Consider the following 14,759-nt stretch of genomic DNA (forward strand, 5'->3'; position numbering starts at 1 on the left):
AATACACAATAAATAAATGAAAAGTTTGATTGTGGATTCCTGCCTGCGCAGGAATGACAGCTAAACGACTTAACAACTTCATAGCAAACAAACTAAACCCTAATTACAAAATGCTCTTTAACCTGCTCTTTCCTAAAAAAAACAAATCCCCAGAAAAAGGTGTCAATGGTTACCTTAACTTTTGGGTGCTGTTTTATGGTTTCCCAGGCTTCGGTCATGTTTTTGCTCCAATAAATATCGTCGAAAATAAAAACAGAATCGTTGTTTGCGGTTTTAAGTAGAGTTTCAAAATAATTTAGGGTGGCTTCTTTTTGGTGGTTGCCGTCAAAGAAAATGAAATCGTATTTGTTTGATGCCATTGCTTTTGTTGCGTTATCAAAATTATCAGTAATAAGCTTGATGTGGTTTAGGTTGTGTTTTTCAAAATTGGCTTTCGTAAAATTTGAAATATTGAGACAACCTTCAATGCTTGTTATGTTTGCTTTGGGGTTGGCCAGATGCATCGCTTGTGTGGCTATGCCCAACGATGTACCTAATTCCAAAGTGTTTTCAAATTTAAAATAGCGAAAAAGCCTATGCAAGAGTTTTGCTCTTTTATATGTGGTGCCCGCATTTTTTGCCATATCGCTAACACTTCTTTGCGTGTGTTTTAAAACTCGCGAGCCCGCTCCTAAATCGGTTACTTTAATGTTGGTTTTGGTTTTTAGGAGTGCTTTTCTGTAGTTTAAAATGTTATTGTACGCAGGGTAATTGGTGGTATCATAAAAGCATTTGGTTACCAAATTATAAACAAAAGGCGAATGCACACCGTGTTGGTTGCTGGATTTTAAAAGGAATTTTATGTATTGGATAATTTGGTAAAGCATTAATTTGGGTTGAAAAGTACAAAGTTAAAAAGTTGAAAGACTTATATTGTAATTATGTGATTTCTCACGATGTTCGAAATGACAAACTTACTTTTTTATTTCTAACTGAATACTGCGACTAAAAACTGCAAACTATTTTCATTCTTCAAGTTTTGATGACAATTCAAACCAGCGTTGCTCTTTGGCTTCAATAGCGTCTATGATTTTTTGAAGCTCGCCGGACAGTTTGTTGATTTCATCTTGCGTTAAATCGGGGTTATTGAATTTGTTTTCCAGTTCTTTTTTATCAAAGGCTAATGCGTTAAGTTTGCTCTCGATGTTTTTAAGTTCCTTTTCTTCGTTGTAAGATAGTTTGGAAGCTTCATTTTGTTTCCAAGCATTTTTATCTTTTTTATCTTCGGTGGTTTTAGAAATTGCAGGTTGGCTATCTTCGTAAACGCGGTAATCGGTATAATTTCCTGGAAAATCTTCTATATGTCCATCGCCTTTAAAAACAAAAAGGTGATCGACTACTTTATCCATAAAATACCTATCGTGCGAAACTACGATAATGCAACCCGGAAAATCCAAAAGAAAACTCTCAAGCACATTTAGCGTAACAATATCCAAATCGTTTGTGGGCTCATCGAGGATTAAAAAATTAGGGTTCTGAATTAAAACCGTACATAAATACAGGCGTTTGCGTTCGCCACCACTTAGTTTTTCAACAAAATCGTATTGCTTTTTTCGGCTAAATAAAAAACGTTCTAAAAGCTGTTGCGCACTAATTTGCCGGCCTTTTTTTAGCGGAATGTAATCTCCAAATTCACGGATTACATCAATAACCTTTTGTTCGGGTTTTATGGTGATGCCGCTTTGTGTGTAATAGCCAAATTTTACCGTGTCGCCTTTTACAACTTTACCGGAATCTGGCTGTGCGGTTTGGGTTAAAATATTTAAAAACGTGGTTTTTCCGGTGCCGTTTTTGCCAATAATGCCAACGCGTTCGCCTTTTTTAAAGGTGTATTCAAATTTATCGAGAATGGTTTTGTCTTTAAATGCTTTCGATACGTTATGGAATTCTAGAATTTTACTGCCCAAGCGCTCCATATTGAGCTCTAGCTGTACTTCGTGGTCGTTTCTGCGTTGGTGGGCGCGGTGTTTAATGTCGGCAAAATCATCGATTCTGGATTTCGATTTTGTGGTTCGTGCTTTAGGTTGGCGGCGCATCCAATTCAGCTCTTTTTTAAAGAGTTGTTTGGCTTTTCCGGTTTCAACAGCCTCACGCTCAATTCGGGCATCGCGTTTTTCTAAATAATACGAATAGTTGCCCTTGTAGCTGTACAGTTGCCCTTCGTCTAATTCTATAATTTCGTTGCACACGCGCTCTAAAAAATAACGGTCGTGCGTAACCATAAAAAGCGTGAGGTTTTCTTTGGCAAAAAAATCTTCGAGCCATTCAATCATCTCTAAATCCAAATGGTTGGTGGGCTCGTCTAAAATCAACAAATCGGGTTTGTTAATTAAAGCATTGGCTAAAGCTAAACGTTTTTTTTGTCCACCGGAAAGGGCATTTACTTTTTGGCTTAGATCGTCTAGTTTTAATTTAAAAAGAATTTGTTTGTAAAGGGTTTCAAAATCCCACGCTTGGTGTTGCTCCATGGCATCAAATGCGCTTTGATAGGCTTCGGTATCATCTGGTTTTAACAGTGCTTTTTCGTAATTAGATATTATTTTTAATGTGGGGTTTTCGCTAGCTAGTATGGTTTCTTCAACAGTTAAATTGTCATCAAATTTAGGGTCTTGCGAGAGGAATGAAACTTTTACGTCTTTTCTGTAAATAATATTGCCTGAGTCTGGTTGGTCATCGCCCGAAAGGATGTTCAAAATAGAAGTTTTTCCTGTGCCGTTTTTGGCAACGAAAGCTATTTTTTGATCTTTATGGATGCTAAAAGACAGGTTTTTAAAAAGCGTTAACTCGCCGTAAGATTTCGATATGTTTTCTACTGTTAAATAATTCAAGAGGAAAATTTTTTTGCAAATAACGGATAAAAAACCAAAAATACCGATATATGTTTTGTTGTTCAAGACGAAAAGTTATATTTGTTGGATATCAACGCGCCTCAGTATGACAAGATTTTTTTTAATAGCCTTACTAATAATGGCTTCTGTTACAGTGTCCTGCGTTCCTTACAAAGACACGCTTTACCTTCAAAATAAAAATGCTGCAACAGATTCAACCCAAATAATTGTTGAAAAACAAAAGCCGTATCGGGTACAAATAAACGATATTTTAAATATCAGGATTAAGGCCGCAAAGCAAGAAACGGTTAAGATTTTTAACCCTATTGGAGAAGGCGATTTGAATGCCAGTAGTGAAGAACGCGCTTATTTTGATGGTTTTACGGTAGATTTACATGGCAATATATTGATGCCTAAATTGGGCGAAATTAATGTGTTGGGTTTTACAACTGATGAAATAAAGCAAATTATTGAAAAAAAACTACTAGAAACCGAGTATAAAGCCGCCAACGATATTTTTGTAACCGTAAAGCTAACCGGTTTGCAATACACGGTAACAGGCGAAGTGGGTAGTACAGGCACCAAAACCATTTTTAAAGAACGGGTTAATATTTTTGAAGCTCTAGCAAATTCTGGCGATATACCAGATACGGGCGACAAGAAAGATGTGCTGATTATTAGGCAATTTCCGCAAGGGCAGAAAATTTTCCATCTGGATTTAACCGATGCCAATGTAATGAAATCGCCATATTATTACATAAAGCCCAACGATATGATTTACGTGAAACCCTTAAAACAGAAATCTTGGGGAACCGGTACGAACGCCATCCAGAATATTGGGGCTATTGCTACCGTTTTATCATTAATTACAACAACTATTTTACTTTTAGATAGGATTTAGCCATGGCTTACGACGATATAGAAGATATTGAATATGCAGAACAAAAGAGCCTTAATTTCGATTTAAGAGGTTTTCTTTTTAAACTGTTAAAATTCTGGAAATTATTTATAATTGCAATAGCCATAGGCTTGTTTGTAGCCTATTCTGTTAATGATAGAAAGCAGAATATATACAGATTAAGCTCGTTAATATCTTTAGAAAACGACCAAAACCCTTTTTTTGCCGCAAACACCAGTATTTCGTTTAATTGGGGTGGTGTTTCTGGTAAGGTGGGTAAAACCATTATAGCATTAAAAACAAGAAACCATAATGAACTGGTTATCGATTCGTTACAGTTTTACATTCAATATTTAAAAGAAGGAAAATACAGAAAAGAAGATATTTATAAAAAAGCCCCTTTTTACATTCACATAGATAAAAATAAAGGACAATTACTTGGAAAACCAATTGGTATAAAGTTTATTGACAATACCCAATACGAGCTTTTTGTAGATTTTGAAAACGATAAGTTTACAGCTCAAAAATACAGCGATAAAACCTTGCACGGCATAGCGGTTCCAAAAGGCAAGTTTGCCAAAACCTATAAAGTAGGCGAACCTGTAGATTTGCCCTTTGCAAAATTTACTTTGCGCATAAAAGACGAGGCGCCAATTGCCCCAAATTCAGAATATTTTATAAAGTTTTTAAATTTTGATGGCGTTGTAAACAGCTTTAAAGGTCAGGTTGCCGTAACGCCTTACAGCAAAACATCGTCTTCAATACTTAGACTGTCGTTAACAGGAAACAACAAGCAAAAAATAGTCGATTACTTAAATGCCACCACAGCCATTTTAAGCAGAACAGACCTTGAACGTAAAAACCAATACGCTACAAACACCATTAAATTTATAGATAGCAGCTTAAGCATTGTAAATACCGAGCTAAAAGCCATTACAGACACCATGAATGCTTTTAGAAAGCAAACCAAGATGTTTAATGTAGATGAGGAGCTTTTACAAATTTCTGAAAAAATAAGCGAATTAGAATCGCGCGAAGAAGAAAACCAATCTAAATTACAGTATTTAAGTATTCTTGCAGATTATTTAAAAACCAAAACAGATTACACTAAAATAGCCGCGCCAACATCTGTAGGGATTGAAGAAGAGAACATAGCAGCCAGTGTAAGTAAAATTACGGCATTGGCCATACAGAGGCAGGAACTTGAGCAATTGGTGCAAGAAGGGTCTTCTTCTTTACAGGAATTGGACGGAAGCATTGATGCCGAGAAGAATGTGTTGATGGAAACCATTGCCTCAACAAAAAAAACCATTAACATTCAGCTAAACCGCGTTAGGCAAACAAAAGCTAATTTGGAAAACAGATTAAACGATTTACCTGAAGACCAACAGCAGTTTTTAAAAATACAGCGCAACTTAAATATAAGTCAAGAAGCCTACAATGTTTACATGGGCAAACGAAGCGAAGCCGCTATTGTAAAAGCTGCTAATATTTCAGATATTTCAGTAATTGAAGCTGCCAAAGACGTTGGTGGCGGTTTGATAGGGCCAAATAAGAATTTGAATTATATGATGGCCTTATTAGTTGGTTTCTTTGGGCCATTTGCCTTTGTTTTTATTCTGTTTTTGCTTGATAACACCATTCATGGCGCCGATGAAGTGAAACGATTATCAAAAATCCCCATACTAGGTTTAGTTGGTAAATTCGTGCACGATAATAGCTTAGTGGTTTATGAAAAACCAAAATCGGCAGTCGCCGAATCCTTTAGGGCCATTCGTTCCAGCTTGCAGTTTTTCTATAAAAAAACCGATAAAAAAGGCGGGCGTACCATTATGTTAACCTCTTCGGTAAGTGGCGAGGGCAAAACATTTTGCTCTATTAATATTGCCAGTGCCTATGCTTTATCGGGTAAAAAAACGATTCTTTTAGGGTTGGATTTGCGCAAGCCTAAAATTTTTGGCGATTTTAATATAGACAACAACACCGGAATCGTTAACTATTTTATAGGTGATAAAAGTTTGGAAGAGGTAACCTTTAAAAGCCATATTGAGAACTTAGATGTGATTACTTCGGGGCCCATTCCGCCAAATCCTTCAGAATTATTGATGAGCGATGCCATGACCGAGCTTATTGAAGAATTAAGGAAAACCTACGATATGATTGTACTCGATTCGCCACCATTAGGTTTGGTTACCGATGCTTTGGAGCTTTCGCAATTTGCTGACGCCTCATTATTTGTAATTAGATTGAATTACACTAAAAAGGGGATGTTAGAACTGGTAAATGCCAAGCATAAAACAGGTGAGTTGAAGAATGTTAGTTATGTGCTGAATTTCTATAAGCACAACAAAAGCCACGGCTACGGCTACGGCTATGGCTATAGTTATGGTTATGGGGTTTACGGAAATGCCTATCATGAAAACACAAAAAAGAAAACGTTTTTAGATAAAGTTAAAAACTGGCTTAAAATAGGATAAAGACTAAAATTAACAGAAAAGAAAACGAAAATTGAATACAACAAAAGACGATAGTTGGTTATATACTATATCTCCTAAAAAAAGTTTGATTCATTTGAATTTCAAGGAGATTTGGCAATACAGGGACTTACTGTTTTTGTTTGTTAAAAGAGATATTATAACCTTATACAAACAAACCATTTTGGGGCCTTTGTGGTATTTTATCCAACCATTATTTACCTCTATTATTTTCACTTTGGTATTTAATAATATTGCTGATATTAAAGTAGGCAATGGTATTCCTGCATTTCTTTTTAATTTAGCAGGAATCACTTCTTGGAATTATTTTAGCGAATGTATTAAGGGCACAAGCGATACTTTTAAGAAAAACCAAAACATATTCGGAAAAGTATATTTCCCAAGGGTAATTATGCCCATGTCTACGGTAGTTTCAAATCTAATAAAGTTGGGTATTCAGCTTTTAGTATTCGTTTGCTTTTATATGTATTTTGTTTTTTTTACTGACAAAGCAAGCCATAGTTTGCCACAGATAGAATTAATTTTACTGCCCATTTTAATACTTTTAATGGGGTTTTTAGGTTTAGGATTAGGAATGATAATTTCATCGATGACCACTAAATACCGCGATTTATCCTTTCTCGTTGCTTTTGGCGTTCAACTCCTCATGTACGGTTCAGCGGTTATGTACCCCTTGTCTTTAATTAAAGAAAAGGTGGCAGAAGGCAGTATATCTAATTTTGCAGGAATGTTGATTGAATACAACCCCATGACGATTATTATAGAATTATTTAGATATATAACTTTAGGTGTTGGCGATTTTTCTGTGCTCAAAATAGGTTTTGCGCTTTTGCTTAGTATTGTAATATTTTTTTTAGGATTGATTGTTTTTAACAAAACAGAAAAAAACTTTATCGATACCGTATGACCGATAATCAAATCATATTAAAAGTAGATAATATTTCCAAGCAATACCGTTTGGGTTTGATTGGTACAGGTACTATTAGTCATGATCTCAATCGTTGGTGGAGCAAAATTAGAGGGAAGGGCGATCCTTATTTAAAAGTAGGCGATATTAACGACAGAAAGGTAAAAAGCGAATCAGATTATGTTTGGGCACTTCGCAATATAGATTTTGAAGTTACTAAAGGTGAGGTTTTAGGCATTATAGGAAAAAATGGAGCGGGTAAATCAACACTATTAAAAATACTTTCAAAAGTTACAGGGCCAACCCAAGGGGAAATAAAAACAAAAGGTAGAATAGCTTCTTTATTAGAGGTGGGTACTGGTTTTCATCCCGAAATGACAGGTCTCGAAAACATTTTTTTAAATGGTGCTATTTTAGGAATGACCAAAAAGGAGATAAAATCTAAAATAGATGAAATAATAGATTTTTCTGGATGCCAAAAATATATCGACACACCCGTAAAGCGATATTCTTCGGGAATGCGTGTGAGATTAGCATTTGCCGTAGCGGCACATTTAGAGCCCGATATTCTAGTAATTGATGAGGTTTTGGCAGTTGGCGATGCCGAATTCCAAAAAAAAGCCATTGGGAAAATGCAAGATATTAGTAAGGGCGAAGGCCGTACTATTCTTTTTGTAAGTCATGATATGGCTGCCGTTAAAAGTTTATGTACAAGAGGCATCCTTTTGGAAAACGGACAGATTTCTTTTGAAGGCACCATTGAAGACACCGTTGAATATTATTTAAAAGAGAGCTATAATAAAAACTCAAATACCGGTTTGATTGAGTTTCCGGAAAATAATAAATCAACTCAAATTAAGAGCTTGGAAATTCTAAGAACAGATAAATCAAAAACAAGTGTATTTTTAATGGGAGAACCTATTGTGTTTAAAATTAATGTGCGTAACAAAGCCGTTTTAAACCGAATAAAAGCTAGTGTGGTAATTACATCGGCAAATGGCGTTAAGGTTACCGCTTTAAGGTCGCACGAAATGACTCAGCATTATTTTTCAAAGGATACGGATTTTTCTATTTCGGTAAAACTAAAAGATGTTAATTTAATGCCCAATAGCTATTTTGTTACGCTTGCACTTTTAGAGAATAATTACGACATTGAGGTTATTCAACAATGTACTTCGTTTTCGGTTATAGCAAACGATATTTATAAAACGGGAAAAATTCCAAAGGGAAAGTTCCTTACCTTTTCTAGAGCAGAATGGAGTTTTGAATAGAACAATTAAAGTGTTATGGCTATTAGATTATATAGATGGAAAGGAAAAAGACAAGATAATCTTGAAAATTACGGCGACTTATTGTCCTTGTATTTAGCTAAGAAACTATCTAATAAAAAAATTATCCCAATAAAACATCCCAGTAAAGGTTTTCAAAAATATTTTTTCAAAAATTACTTAAGTATTGGGAGCATAATTTCCTCGGCAACCGAAAAATCACTGGTTTGGGGAAGCGGCATTATTAAAGCAGATGAAAACATTCGTAAAGCCAATTTTTTAGCAGTAAGAGGCCCACGAACAAGAAAACGTATTTTAGAATTAGGCTATGACTGTCCCGAAACTTATGGCGATCCAGCTATTTTGTTACCCAATTTTTATAACCCTACGGTTCAGAAAAAGTATAAAATAGGAATCATACCGCATTATGTTGACTTTAAAGAGGTTGCTGCTGTTTTTAAGGAAAGCAAAATTACTAAGGTTATAAATTTAATGACCAATTCCATAGAGCATACAACTCAAGAAATTTTAAAATGCGAACACATCATATCTTCGTCTTTGCATGGGGTTATAATAGCACAGGCATATAGAATACCATCACTTTGGGTTAAATTTTCGAATAAACTTTTTGGTGATAATATTAAGTTTTACGATTATTATGAATCAATGGGTATTAACTTTACAAAAGAGTTTTTTATAGTGCCAAAAGATCTATCAATAAAAAAAATAGAGGAACTTTTAGAAACCAACAAAGAAGTTTTGTTGCAAGATGAAAAAATATTAGAGTTGAGAAAAAACGAGCTGTTAAAAAGCTGCCCATTTTAAAATAACAGTATTTGTATGTTATTAAAAAAAAGTATTTCCGAATTAATATTTAGTCAATGAGTTTTTCAATATCTGTTGTTATTCCAGTCTTTAACGGCGAGCGTTTCATTAAAAAAGCCATCAATTCGGCAATAAGCCAACCTGAAGTTTCAGAAATTGTCGTGGTTAATGATGGCAGTATTGACAATACATTAGATATTGTTGAACAAATGCAGCAGCAATACCCAGTGATCAAAATTTATCACCATAAAAACAAATTAAACAAAGGGCGCTCGGCCAGTAGAAATTTAGGTATAACAAACGCCACAGGACATTACATCGCTTTTTTGGATGCCGACGATTTTTATCTGGATAACCGATTCAAAAACGATATAGAAATTTTTGAAAACAGTGTTAATATTGATGGTGTTTACAATGCCATAGGTGCTTTTTTTTACAGGGAACCATCAAATTTCGAACAGAACAAACTCAAACTAACCACAGTTTCAGAACCAATAAATCCTGATGATTTATTTGAGGCTTTAACATCTTATAAAAAAGGTTATTTTTCAATTGATGGATTAACGGTTAAAAAATCGGTTTTTAATACCGTAGGCTATTTTACTGAATCGTTACAAGTTGCCGAGGACACCGAAATGATCTACAAACTCGCATTGAAACATCAATTAAAATCAGGAATAATAGATAGGCCGGTGGCAATGCGCGGTGTACACGACGCCAATGTTTTCAATAATAAAAAGGTTTATGGCACCTTTACAACAAAAATGTTCGAATCACTTTTTGTTTGGGCAAACAAAGAACACATTTCCGTAAAAAAAATGGACAGCTTGCTCAACTTGTTATGGATACATAAATTTAAAGAAGAAAACGGATTATTACAGTATATAACGTATTGGTTTGCTTTATTTTTTAACAAACCAAAATATTTGTTTTCCATTTTGAGTATCAAATACTTTCCGGTAATAAGGCTTAGAAAAAAACTTTTCCCGATTATTTATAAATAAATTATTGCATGAAAATATCAGTGATTATACCAACATTTAACCGGGGGAACCTAATCGGCGATACCTTACAAAGTATATTAAATCAAACCTATCCAAATTGGGAATGTATTGTGGTCGATGACGGGTCAACAGACAATACCAACCAAGTTGTTAATAGTTTTATTGCCAAGGACGCCCGTTTTTCTTTTTATAAAAGGCCAGAAAACAGACTAAAAGGCGCCAATGCTTGTCGTAATTTTGGATTTGAAAAAAGTAAAGGAGACATTATAAACTGGTTGGATAGCGACGATTTATTTGCTTCAAATCATTTTGAAATTCATTTAGAACAACATAAAAGCAACGAGGTTGATTGCGTAGTGTCCAAAGCAAAAACATTCGAATTAAACCCAGAAGAAACTAGCGGTTTTTGGTCCAATATTATTCCAAAAAACGAGCCATGGAAAGATATGATTTGTGGCGTAATAAGTTGGGCAACACCAACGGTTACTTGGAAAAGAAATTCTTTAGAAAGTAAACCTTTTTGCGAAAAACTGCAAAGTTCGCAAGAATGGTTTTTTCACACCTCAATGCTGCTCAATAATGTTTCATTTAAAACAATCGATATCAATACCATCTTTGTTAGACGCCACGAAGAAAGAATAGGAAAAAGTGAAAGCCCTCAAAAATTTTTGTCCAGATTTAGCTCAAGGTTAACGATATATAAATCTTTAAAAAGTGATAAGAAACTAAATAATCATTTAGAATTCCATTTGTTTCGAGTGATGTTAAATACATTAAAAAAATCCGCTTTTCACGGATACTTAAGTAATGTGTTTTTAATGTCGTTTCCATTATTAAGGTATGGGATAAATTCGATATATTGGAAACCCTTATACAGGGCCATTCTATTTGGGACACCTGTGTACTTTATTTTTAAAAAGGGAGAAACTTTTTTTAAACTTGAAGAACACGTTTAAAATTTAATAGTAATCAATATTTGAATATAAAGTATAAAATGAAAGTGCTGGTTTTATGTGAATCCCTGGACGAAAACGATAGTAGCGGCACCAAAGGACGTGTGGGTTTGCTGAAAAGTTTTGTAAAAGCTGGATTTAGCGTAACCGCATTGCACTATTCTCAAAAAGACTTAGAAATTGAAGGTGTTGAATGCATTTTGGTAAAAGAAAATAAAGCAAGTTTGTTATTTGTTTTAAGTAGAGTTCAACGCTTGGTTTTTAGATGGTTTAAAATTAATATTAGCCCTACTGTCGATAAATTATTTGGTTTTTCTTTTGGTTTTTTTAGCGATGCTAAAAGTTTATCTAAAGCCGTTAAAAAGTTTAAACCAGATGATTTTCAAATGATTTGGACATTAAGTAAAGGCGATAGTTACAGGTCTCATAAAGCGGTATTAACATTGCCCCAATGGCATAAAAAATGGTATGCATATGTGCACGATCCTTACCCTCAACAACTATATCCGCGCCCGTATAATTTTGTGCCCCACGGTTACAGAAAAAAACGCTATTTTTTCAGGGCTATTACTCAAAAAGCTAAGCGTATAGTGTTTCCAAGCTTATTGCTCAAGGAGTGGATGCAAAGCTATTTTGTGGATGTAAAAGGTAAAAGTTTGATTATCCCACATCAACTCAGAAGCATTCCTTTCTCTAAAGAAGATTTGCCCAACTATTACAATACAGATAAATTTAATTTGCTGCATGCCGGTAGTTTACTGGATTTAAGAGACCCGAATCCCATAATAGAAGCTTATAAAGAATTTTTAAACAAAGTTCCAAAAGCAAAAAATGATTCTTCTTTATTGTTCATAGGAAAAGCATCCGTTTTTACCGGTTATTTATTAAAACAGCAATCACAAATTCCACAAATATATTTAAGTAAAGATTATGTGCCTTTTAAAAGCGTTTATGCAATGCAACAATTGGCATCAATAAATATAATTTTGGAAGCAAAATCAGAAATCAGTCCGTTTTTACCAGGAAAGTTTCCACATTGTGCTGCATCCAATGCCCCCATATTTTTAATTGGTCCATATTATAGTGAGTGTAAACGAATTTTAGGCGAAACGTATCCGTATCAATTTGATTTTGATGATGTTGATAAGCTTGCAAATGCTATGATAGATACTTATAAGATTTGGCAAGATGATAAAGAAATGCTAAAACTTAATCGAAAAGATTTAATCCAGTATTTATCGGCAAATCACCTTAAAAAAGTTATAGATGAAACCTCTGAAAATTTAGTTGTTTAATGAAGATTCTTATAGTTTCAATGCGCTCAATTCATACCATAAGGTGGGTGTCTCAATTAAAAGATAATGGGCACGAGGTATTTTATTTCGATATATTAAACGGAGGTTATATAAAAGCATGGGATTGGGTAGAGCAGCATACCAATTGGCGCTATAAGTTTGGAAATTTTAAAGGGCGGGTATTTTTAAAAAAGCATTTTCCAAAAATTCACAAGCTTTTTGAAAATAATGCAGAAAAAGAATTTGAAATTGTTTTAGATAAATTCAAACCCGATGTGGTGCATAGCTTTGTAATGTATAGTTGTTGCGTGCCTATTTTAAAAAATATGCAGAAACATAAATATATTAAGTGGATATACTCGGCTTGGGGTAACGATTTGTATTTTTATCAAACCGTTCCTAAATATAAAAACGACATTGTTAAAACCTTGCCAAGGATAAATTATATGTTTGCAGATTGTAATCGTGATCTTAATTTAGCCAAGGTTTTAGGTTTTGAAGGCGAAACTTTGGGTAGTTTTCCCGGAGGCGGAGGTTATAATTTATCGGATTATAATCCATATATAAAAGCACTTAATAATAGAAATATTATTTTAATAAAGGGTTACGAGCAACGTTTTGGAAAATGTTCGGTAGTGCTAAATGCGATCTCAAAAATAATTAAAAATTTAACTGATTATAAAGTAGTTGTTTTTGGTGCTGATTTAGAGTTGAAACAGTATTTAACCAAACATACGATAAGTGATAAAATTCAAATTTTAGATTATATGCCACACAAAAAGGTTCTGGAATTAATGGGGAAATCCATCATTTATATAGGAAACAGTGTTTCTGATGGGATGCCAAATACCTTGCTCGAAGCCATTATAATGGGCGCATTCCCAATACAATCAAATCCTGGGGGCGCCACTGCCGAAATTATAAAGCATCAGGAAAACGGATTGTTAATTGGCGATGCCGAAAACACAGATCTAATTCAAGAATTAATTTTGCAAGCCATCAACAGTAAAAAAATGATTGAAAATGCATTTAATCATAATCAAAAACTAAAACATAATTTAGATTTTAAGGTGATTCAAAAACAAGTATTGCAAGCCTATAATCAAGTTGAAAATGAATTGACAAAATAATGTTAGAAATTATTTTTCCATATCGAAATCGAGGTATTGAACGCGTAAAGAAATCGTTAGATGCTTTGGCTAATCAAACCAATAAAAATTTTTCAGTCCATTTTGTCGATTATGGATCCGATATCGAAACCGCTAAACAAGTTGAGGTATTAATACAGAATTACAGCTTTGCAAAGTATCAATATCATCCAACCAACTTTCAGCCATGGAATAAATCCAGGGCTTTAAATACCGTTATTAAGCAACTAAAAGCAGGGTTTTGTTTTGTGGCAGATATCGATATGATTTTTCATCCCGAATTTGTTGCTCGTGCCATCACACTTCAAAAAGAAAATACAGCTACTTATTTTAAAGTGGGTTTTCTATCTGAAAACGAAACCAAATACACAAAACAATTCAATGCTTATTCCATAAATTTTGAAAGCACCCACGAAGCAACCGGCTTAACCATGTTTCCTGTAAAAGCATTGCATAAAATAAAAGGGTTCGATGAGTATTATCATTTTTGGGGTGCCGAAGACACCGATGTACATCTGCGTTTAAAAAACGATGGGTGTGAGATTGTTTTTTACGAAAAAGAAATTTTGCTATTGCACCAATGGCATAAAAGTTATCGAAGCAAAGAAACTAAAAAACTAACTTCAGATTTGCAGTTAAGCAATATCGTAAGGCTTAACCATCAGCACTTAAAGCACGCGGGTTTAAATAACACAACTATTGTAAATATAGAAAGATGGGGTGAACCGTTATCGCAAGAAGGTTATCAATTGTTGGAGAGCTTTTCTGGTAAATCAAAAATCATTTTAAATAAAAAAGAAACCATCAATCATTTATTGTTTTGCGAACTGCCAAAAGTCGATAAAACCATCACGCGTTTTATTATTGAAACTGATGATTTTCAGAATTCACTAAAGTATAAAATTAAAAAATTATTGGAAAAAAAAGTACCAAACTACTACACCTTAAAAGCGGTTAACGATAAGTTGCTATTGCATATAATTTCCTTTTACAGAAACTATAATTACAACTGCAAAGTTATTGAATCTGCCCATAAAATTGAACTAACCATTTGTAAACCTTGAACTTTTTTAATGGTTTTTAAGTAAGCGTTTGTACC

At 34.1% G+C, this 14,759-nt stretch carries 12 protein-coding genes; 10 read left to right on the forward strand and 2 right to left on the reverse strand.

The genetic code is table 11. The features are described from left to right. Positions 1-92: 92 nt before the first annotated feature. Entirely contained in the window at positions 93-866 is a 774-nt protein-coding gene (locus ACFSQS_RS07575) for an O-methyltransferase (protein WP_388016513.1), read from the reverse strand. Positions 867-1,004: 138 nt separating this feature from the next. Next, complete coding sequence (locus tag ACFSQS_RS07580) at positions 1,005-2,867, reverse strand: ABC-F family ATP-binding cassette domain-containing protein (protein WP_388016516.1); 1,863 nt, start codon at positions 2,865-2,867, stop codon at positions 1,005-1,007. Between the two features lie 106 nt (positions 2,868-2,973). Here ACFSQS_RS07580 and ACFSQS_RS07585 point away from each other — a divergent pair, with 106 nt between their 5' ends. From ACFSQS_RS07585 to ACFSQS_RS07630, 10 genes are read left to right on the forward strand one after another with little or no spacing between them, the layout of a single operon-like run. Beyond that, positions 2,974-3,768 carry a polysaccharide biosynthesis/export family protein gene (locus tag ACFSQS_RS07585; RefSeq protein ID WP_388016519.1) on the forward strand — a complete coding sequence of 265 codons (795 nt, stop codon included), beginning with the start codon at positions 2,974-2,976 and terminating at the stop codon, positions 3,766-3,768. A gap of 2 nt (positions 3,769-3,770) precedes the next feature. Beyond that, positions 3,771-6,242, forward strand: coding sequence for a GumC family protein (locus tag ACFSQS_RS07590; RefSeq protein ID WP_388016522.1), 2,472 nt, complete (start codon positions 3,771-3,773; stop codon positions 6,240-6,242). Between the two features lie 31 nt (positions 6,243-6,273). Beyond that, the gene (locus tag ACFSQS_RS07595; protein ID WP_388016525.1) at positions 6,274-7,167 is read left to right on the forward strand and encodes an ABC transporter permease; all 894 of its coding nucleotides are present in this window, start codon (positions 6,274-6,276) and stop codon (positions 7,165-7,167) included. Then, entirely contained in the window at positions 7,164-8,438 is a 1,275-nt protein-coding gene (locus tag ACFSQS_RS07600) for an ABC transporter ATP-binding protein (RefSeq protein ID WP_388016528.1), read from the forward strand. Before ACFSQS_RS07595 ends, ACFSQS_RS07600 begins: the two co-directional genes overlap by 4 nt. 15 nt (positions 8,439-8,453) lie before the next feature. After that, positions 8,454-9,260 (forward strand): polysaccharide pyruvyl transferase family protein, encoded by an 807-nt coding sequence (locus tag ACFSQS_RS07605; protein ID WP_388016531.1) that lies wholly within the window; start codon positions 8,454-8,456, stop codon positions 9,258-9,260. Positions 9,261-9,316: 56 nt separating this feature from the next. Next, positions 9,317-10,264 (forward strand): glycosyltransferase family 2 protein, encoded by a 948-nt coding sequence (locus ACFSQS_RS07610; RefSeq protein ID WP_388016534.1) that lies wholly within the window; start codon positions 9,317-9,319, stop codon positions 10,262-10,264. Between the two features lie 8 nt (positions 10,265-10,272). After that, positions 10,273-11,220, forward strand: coding sequence for a glycosyltransferase family 2 protein (locus ACFSQS_RS07615; RefSeq protein WP_388016537.1), 948 nt, complete (start codon positions 10,273-10,275; stop codon positions 11,218-11,220). A 38-nt stretch (positions 11,221-11,258) separates the two neighbouring features. Further along, on the forward strand, positions 11,259-12,512 hold the full coding sequence (locus ACFSQS_RS07620) for a UDP-glycosyltransferase (protein WP_388016540.1): 1,254 nt from the start codon (positions 11,259-11,261) through the stop codon (positions 12,510-12,512). Further along, complete coding sequence (locus ACFSQS_RS07625; RefSeq protein WP_388016543.1) at positions 12,512-13,642, forward strand: glycosyltransferase family 4 protein; 1,131 nt, start codon at positions 12,512-12,514, stop codon at positions 13,640-13,642. The genes ACFSQS_RS07620 and ACFSQS_RS07625 overlap by 1 nt, the downstream gene beginning before the upstream one ends. Then, a complete protein-coding gene (locus tag ACFSQS_RS07630; protein ID WP_388016546.1) occupies positions 13,642-14,724 on the forward strand; it encodes a glycosyltransferase family 2 protein in 1,083 nt (360 codons plus the stop codon). The genes ACFSQS_RS07625 and ACFSQS_RS07630 overlap by 1 nt, the downstream gene beginning before the upstream one ends. The last annotated feature ends 35 nt before the right edge of the window (positions 14,725-14,759 follow it).

Origin of the sequence: Gelatiniphilus marinus (genome assembly GCF_042684345.1) — a bacterium.
In the GTDB taxonomy this organism is placed as follows: domain Bacteria; phylum Bacteroidota; class Bacteroidia; order Flavobacteriales; family Flavobacteriaceae; genus Gelatiniphilus; species Gelatiniphilus marinus.

What these genes read in the sequence shown, in the direction of transcription:
- ACFSQS_RS07575 (WP_388016513.1), bottom strand. Translation starts at nt 866, where the DNA reads ATGCTTTACCAAATTATCCAATACATAAAATTCCTTTTAAAATCCAGC.
- ACFSQS_RS07585 (WP_388016519.1), top strand. Translation starts at nt 2,974, where the DNA reads ATGACAAGATTTTTTTTAATAGCCTTACTAATAATGGCTTCTGTTACA.
- ACFSQS_RS07590 (WP_388016522.1), top strand. Translation starts at nt 3,771, where the DNA reads ATGGCTTACGACGATATAGAAGATATTGAATATGCAGAACAAAAGAGC.
- ACFSQS_RS07600 (WP_388016528.1), top strand. Translation starts at nt 7,164, where the DNA reads ATGACCGATAATCAAATCATATTAAAAGTAGATAATATTTCCAAGCAA.
- ACFSQS_RS07605 (WP_388016531.1), top strand. Translation starts at nt 8,454, where the DNA reads ATGGCTATTAGATTATATAGATGGAAAGGAAAAAGACAAGATAATCTT.
- ACFSQS_RS07610 (WP_388016534.1), top strand. Translation starts at nt 9,317, where the DNA reads ATGAGTTTTTCAATATCTGTTGTTATTCCAGTCTTTAACGGCGAGCGT.
- ACFSQS_RS07615 (WP_388016537.1), top strand. Translation starts at nt 10,273, where the DNA reads ATGAAAATATCAGTGATTATACCAACATTTAACCGGGGGAACCTAATC.
- ACFSQS_RS07620 (WP_388016540.1), top strand. Translation starts at nt 11,259, where the DNA reads ATGAAAGTGCTGGTTTTATGTGAATCCCTGGACGAAAACGATAGTAGC.
- ACFSQS_RS07625 (WP_388016543.1), top strand. Translation starts at nt 12,512, where the DNA reads ATGAAGATTCTTATAGTTTCAATGCGCTCAATTCATACCATAAGGTGG.
- ACFSQS_RS07630 (WP_388016546.1), top strand. Translation starts at nt 13,642, where the DNA reads ATGTTAGAAATTATTTTTCCATATCGAAATCGAGGTATTGAACGCGTA.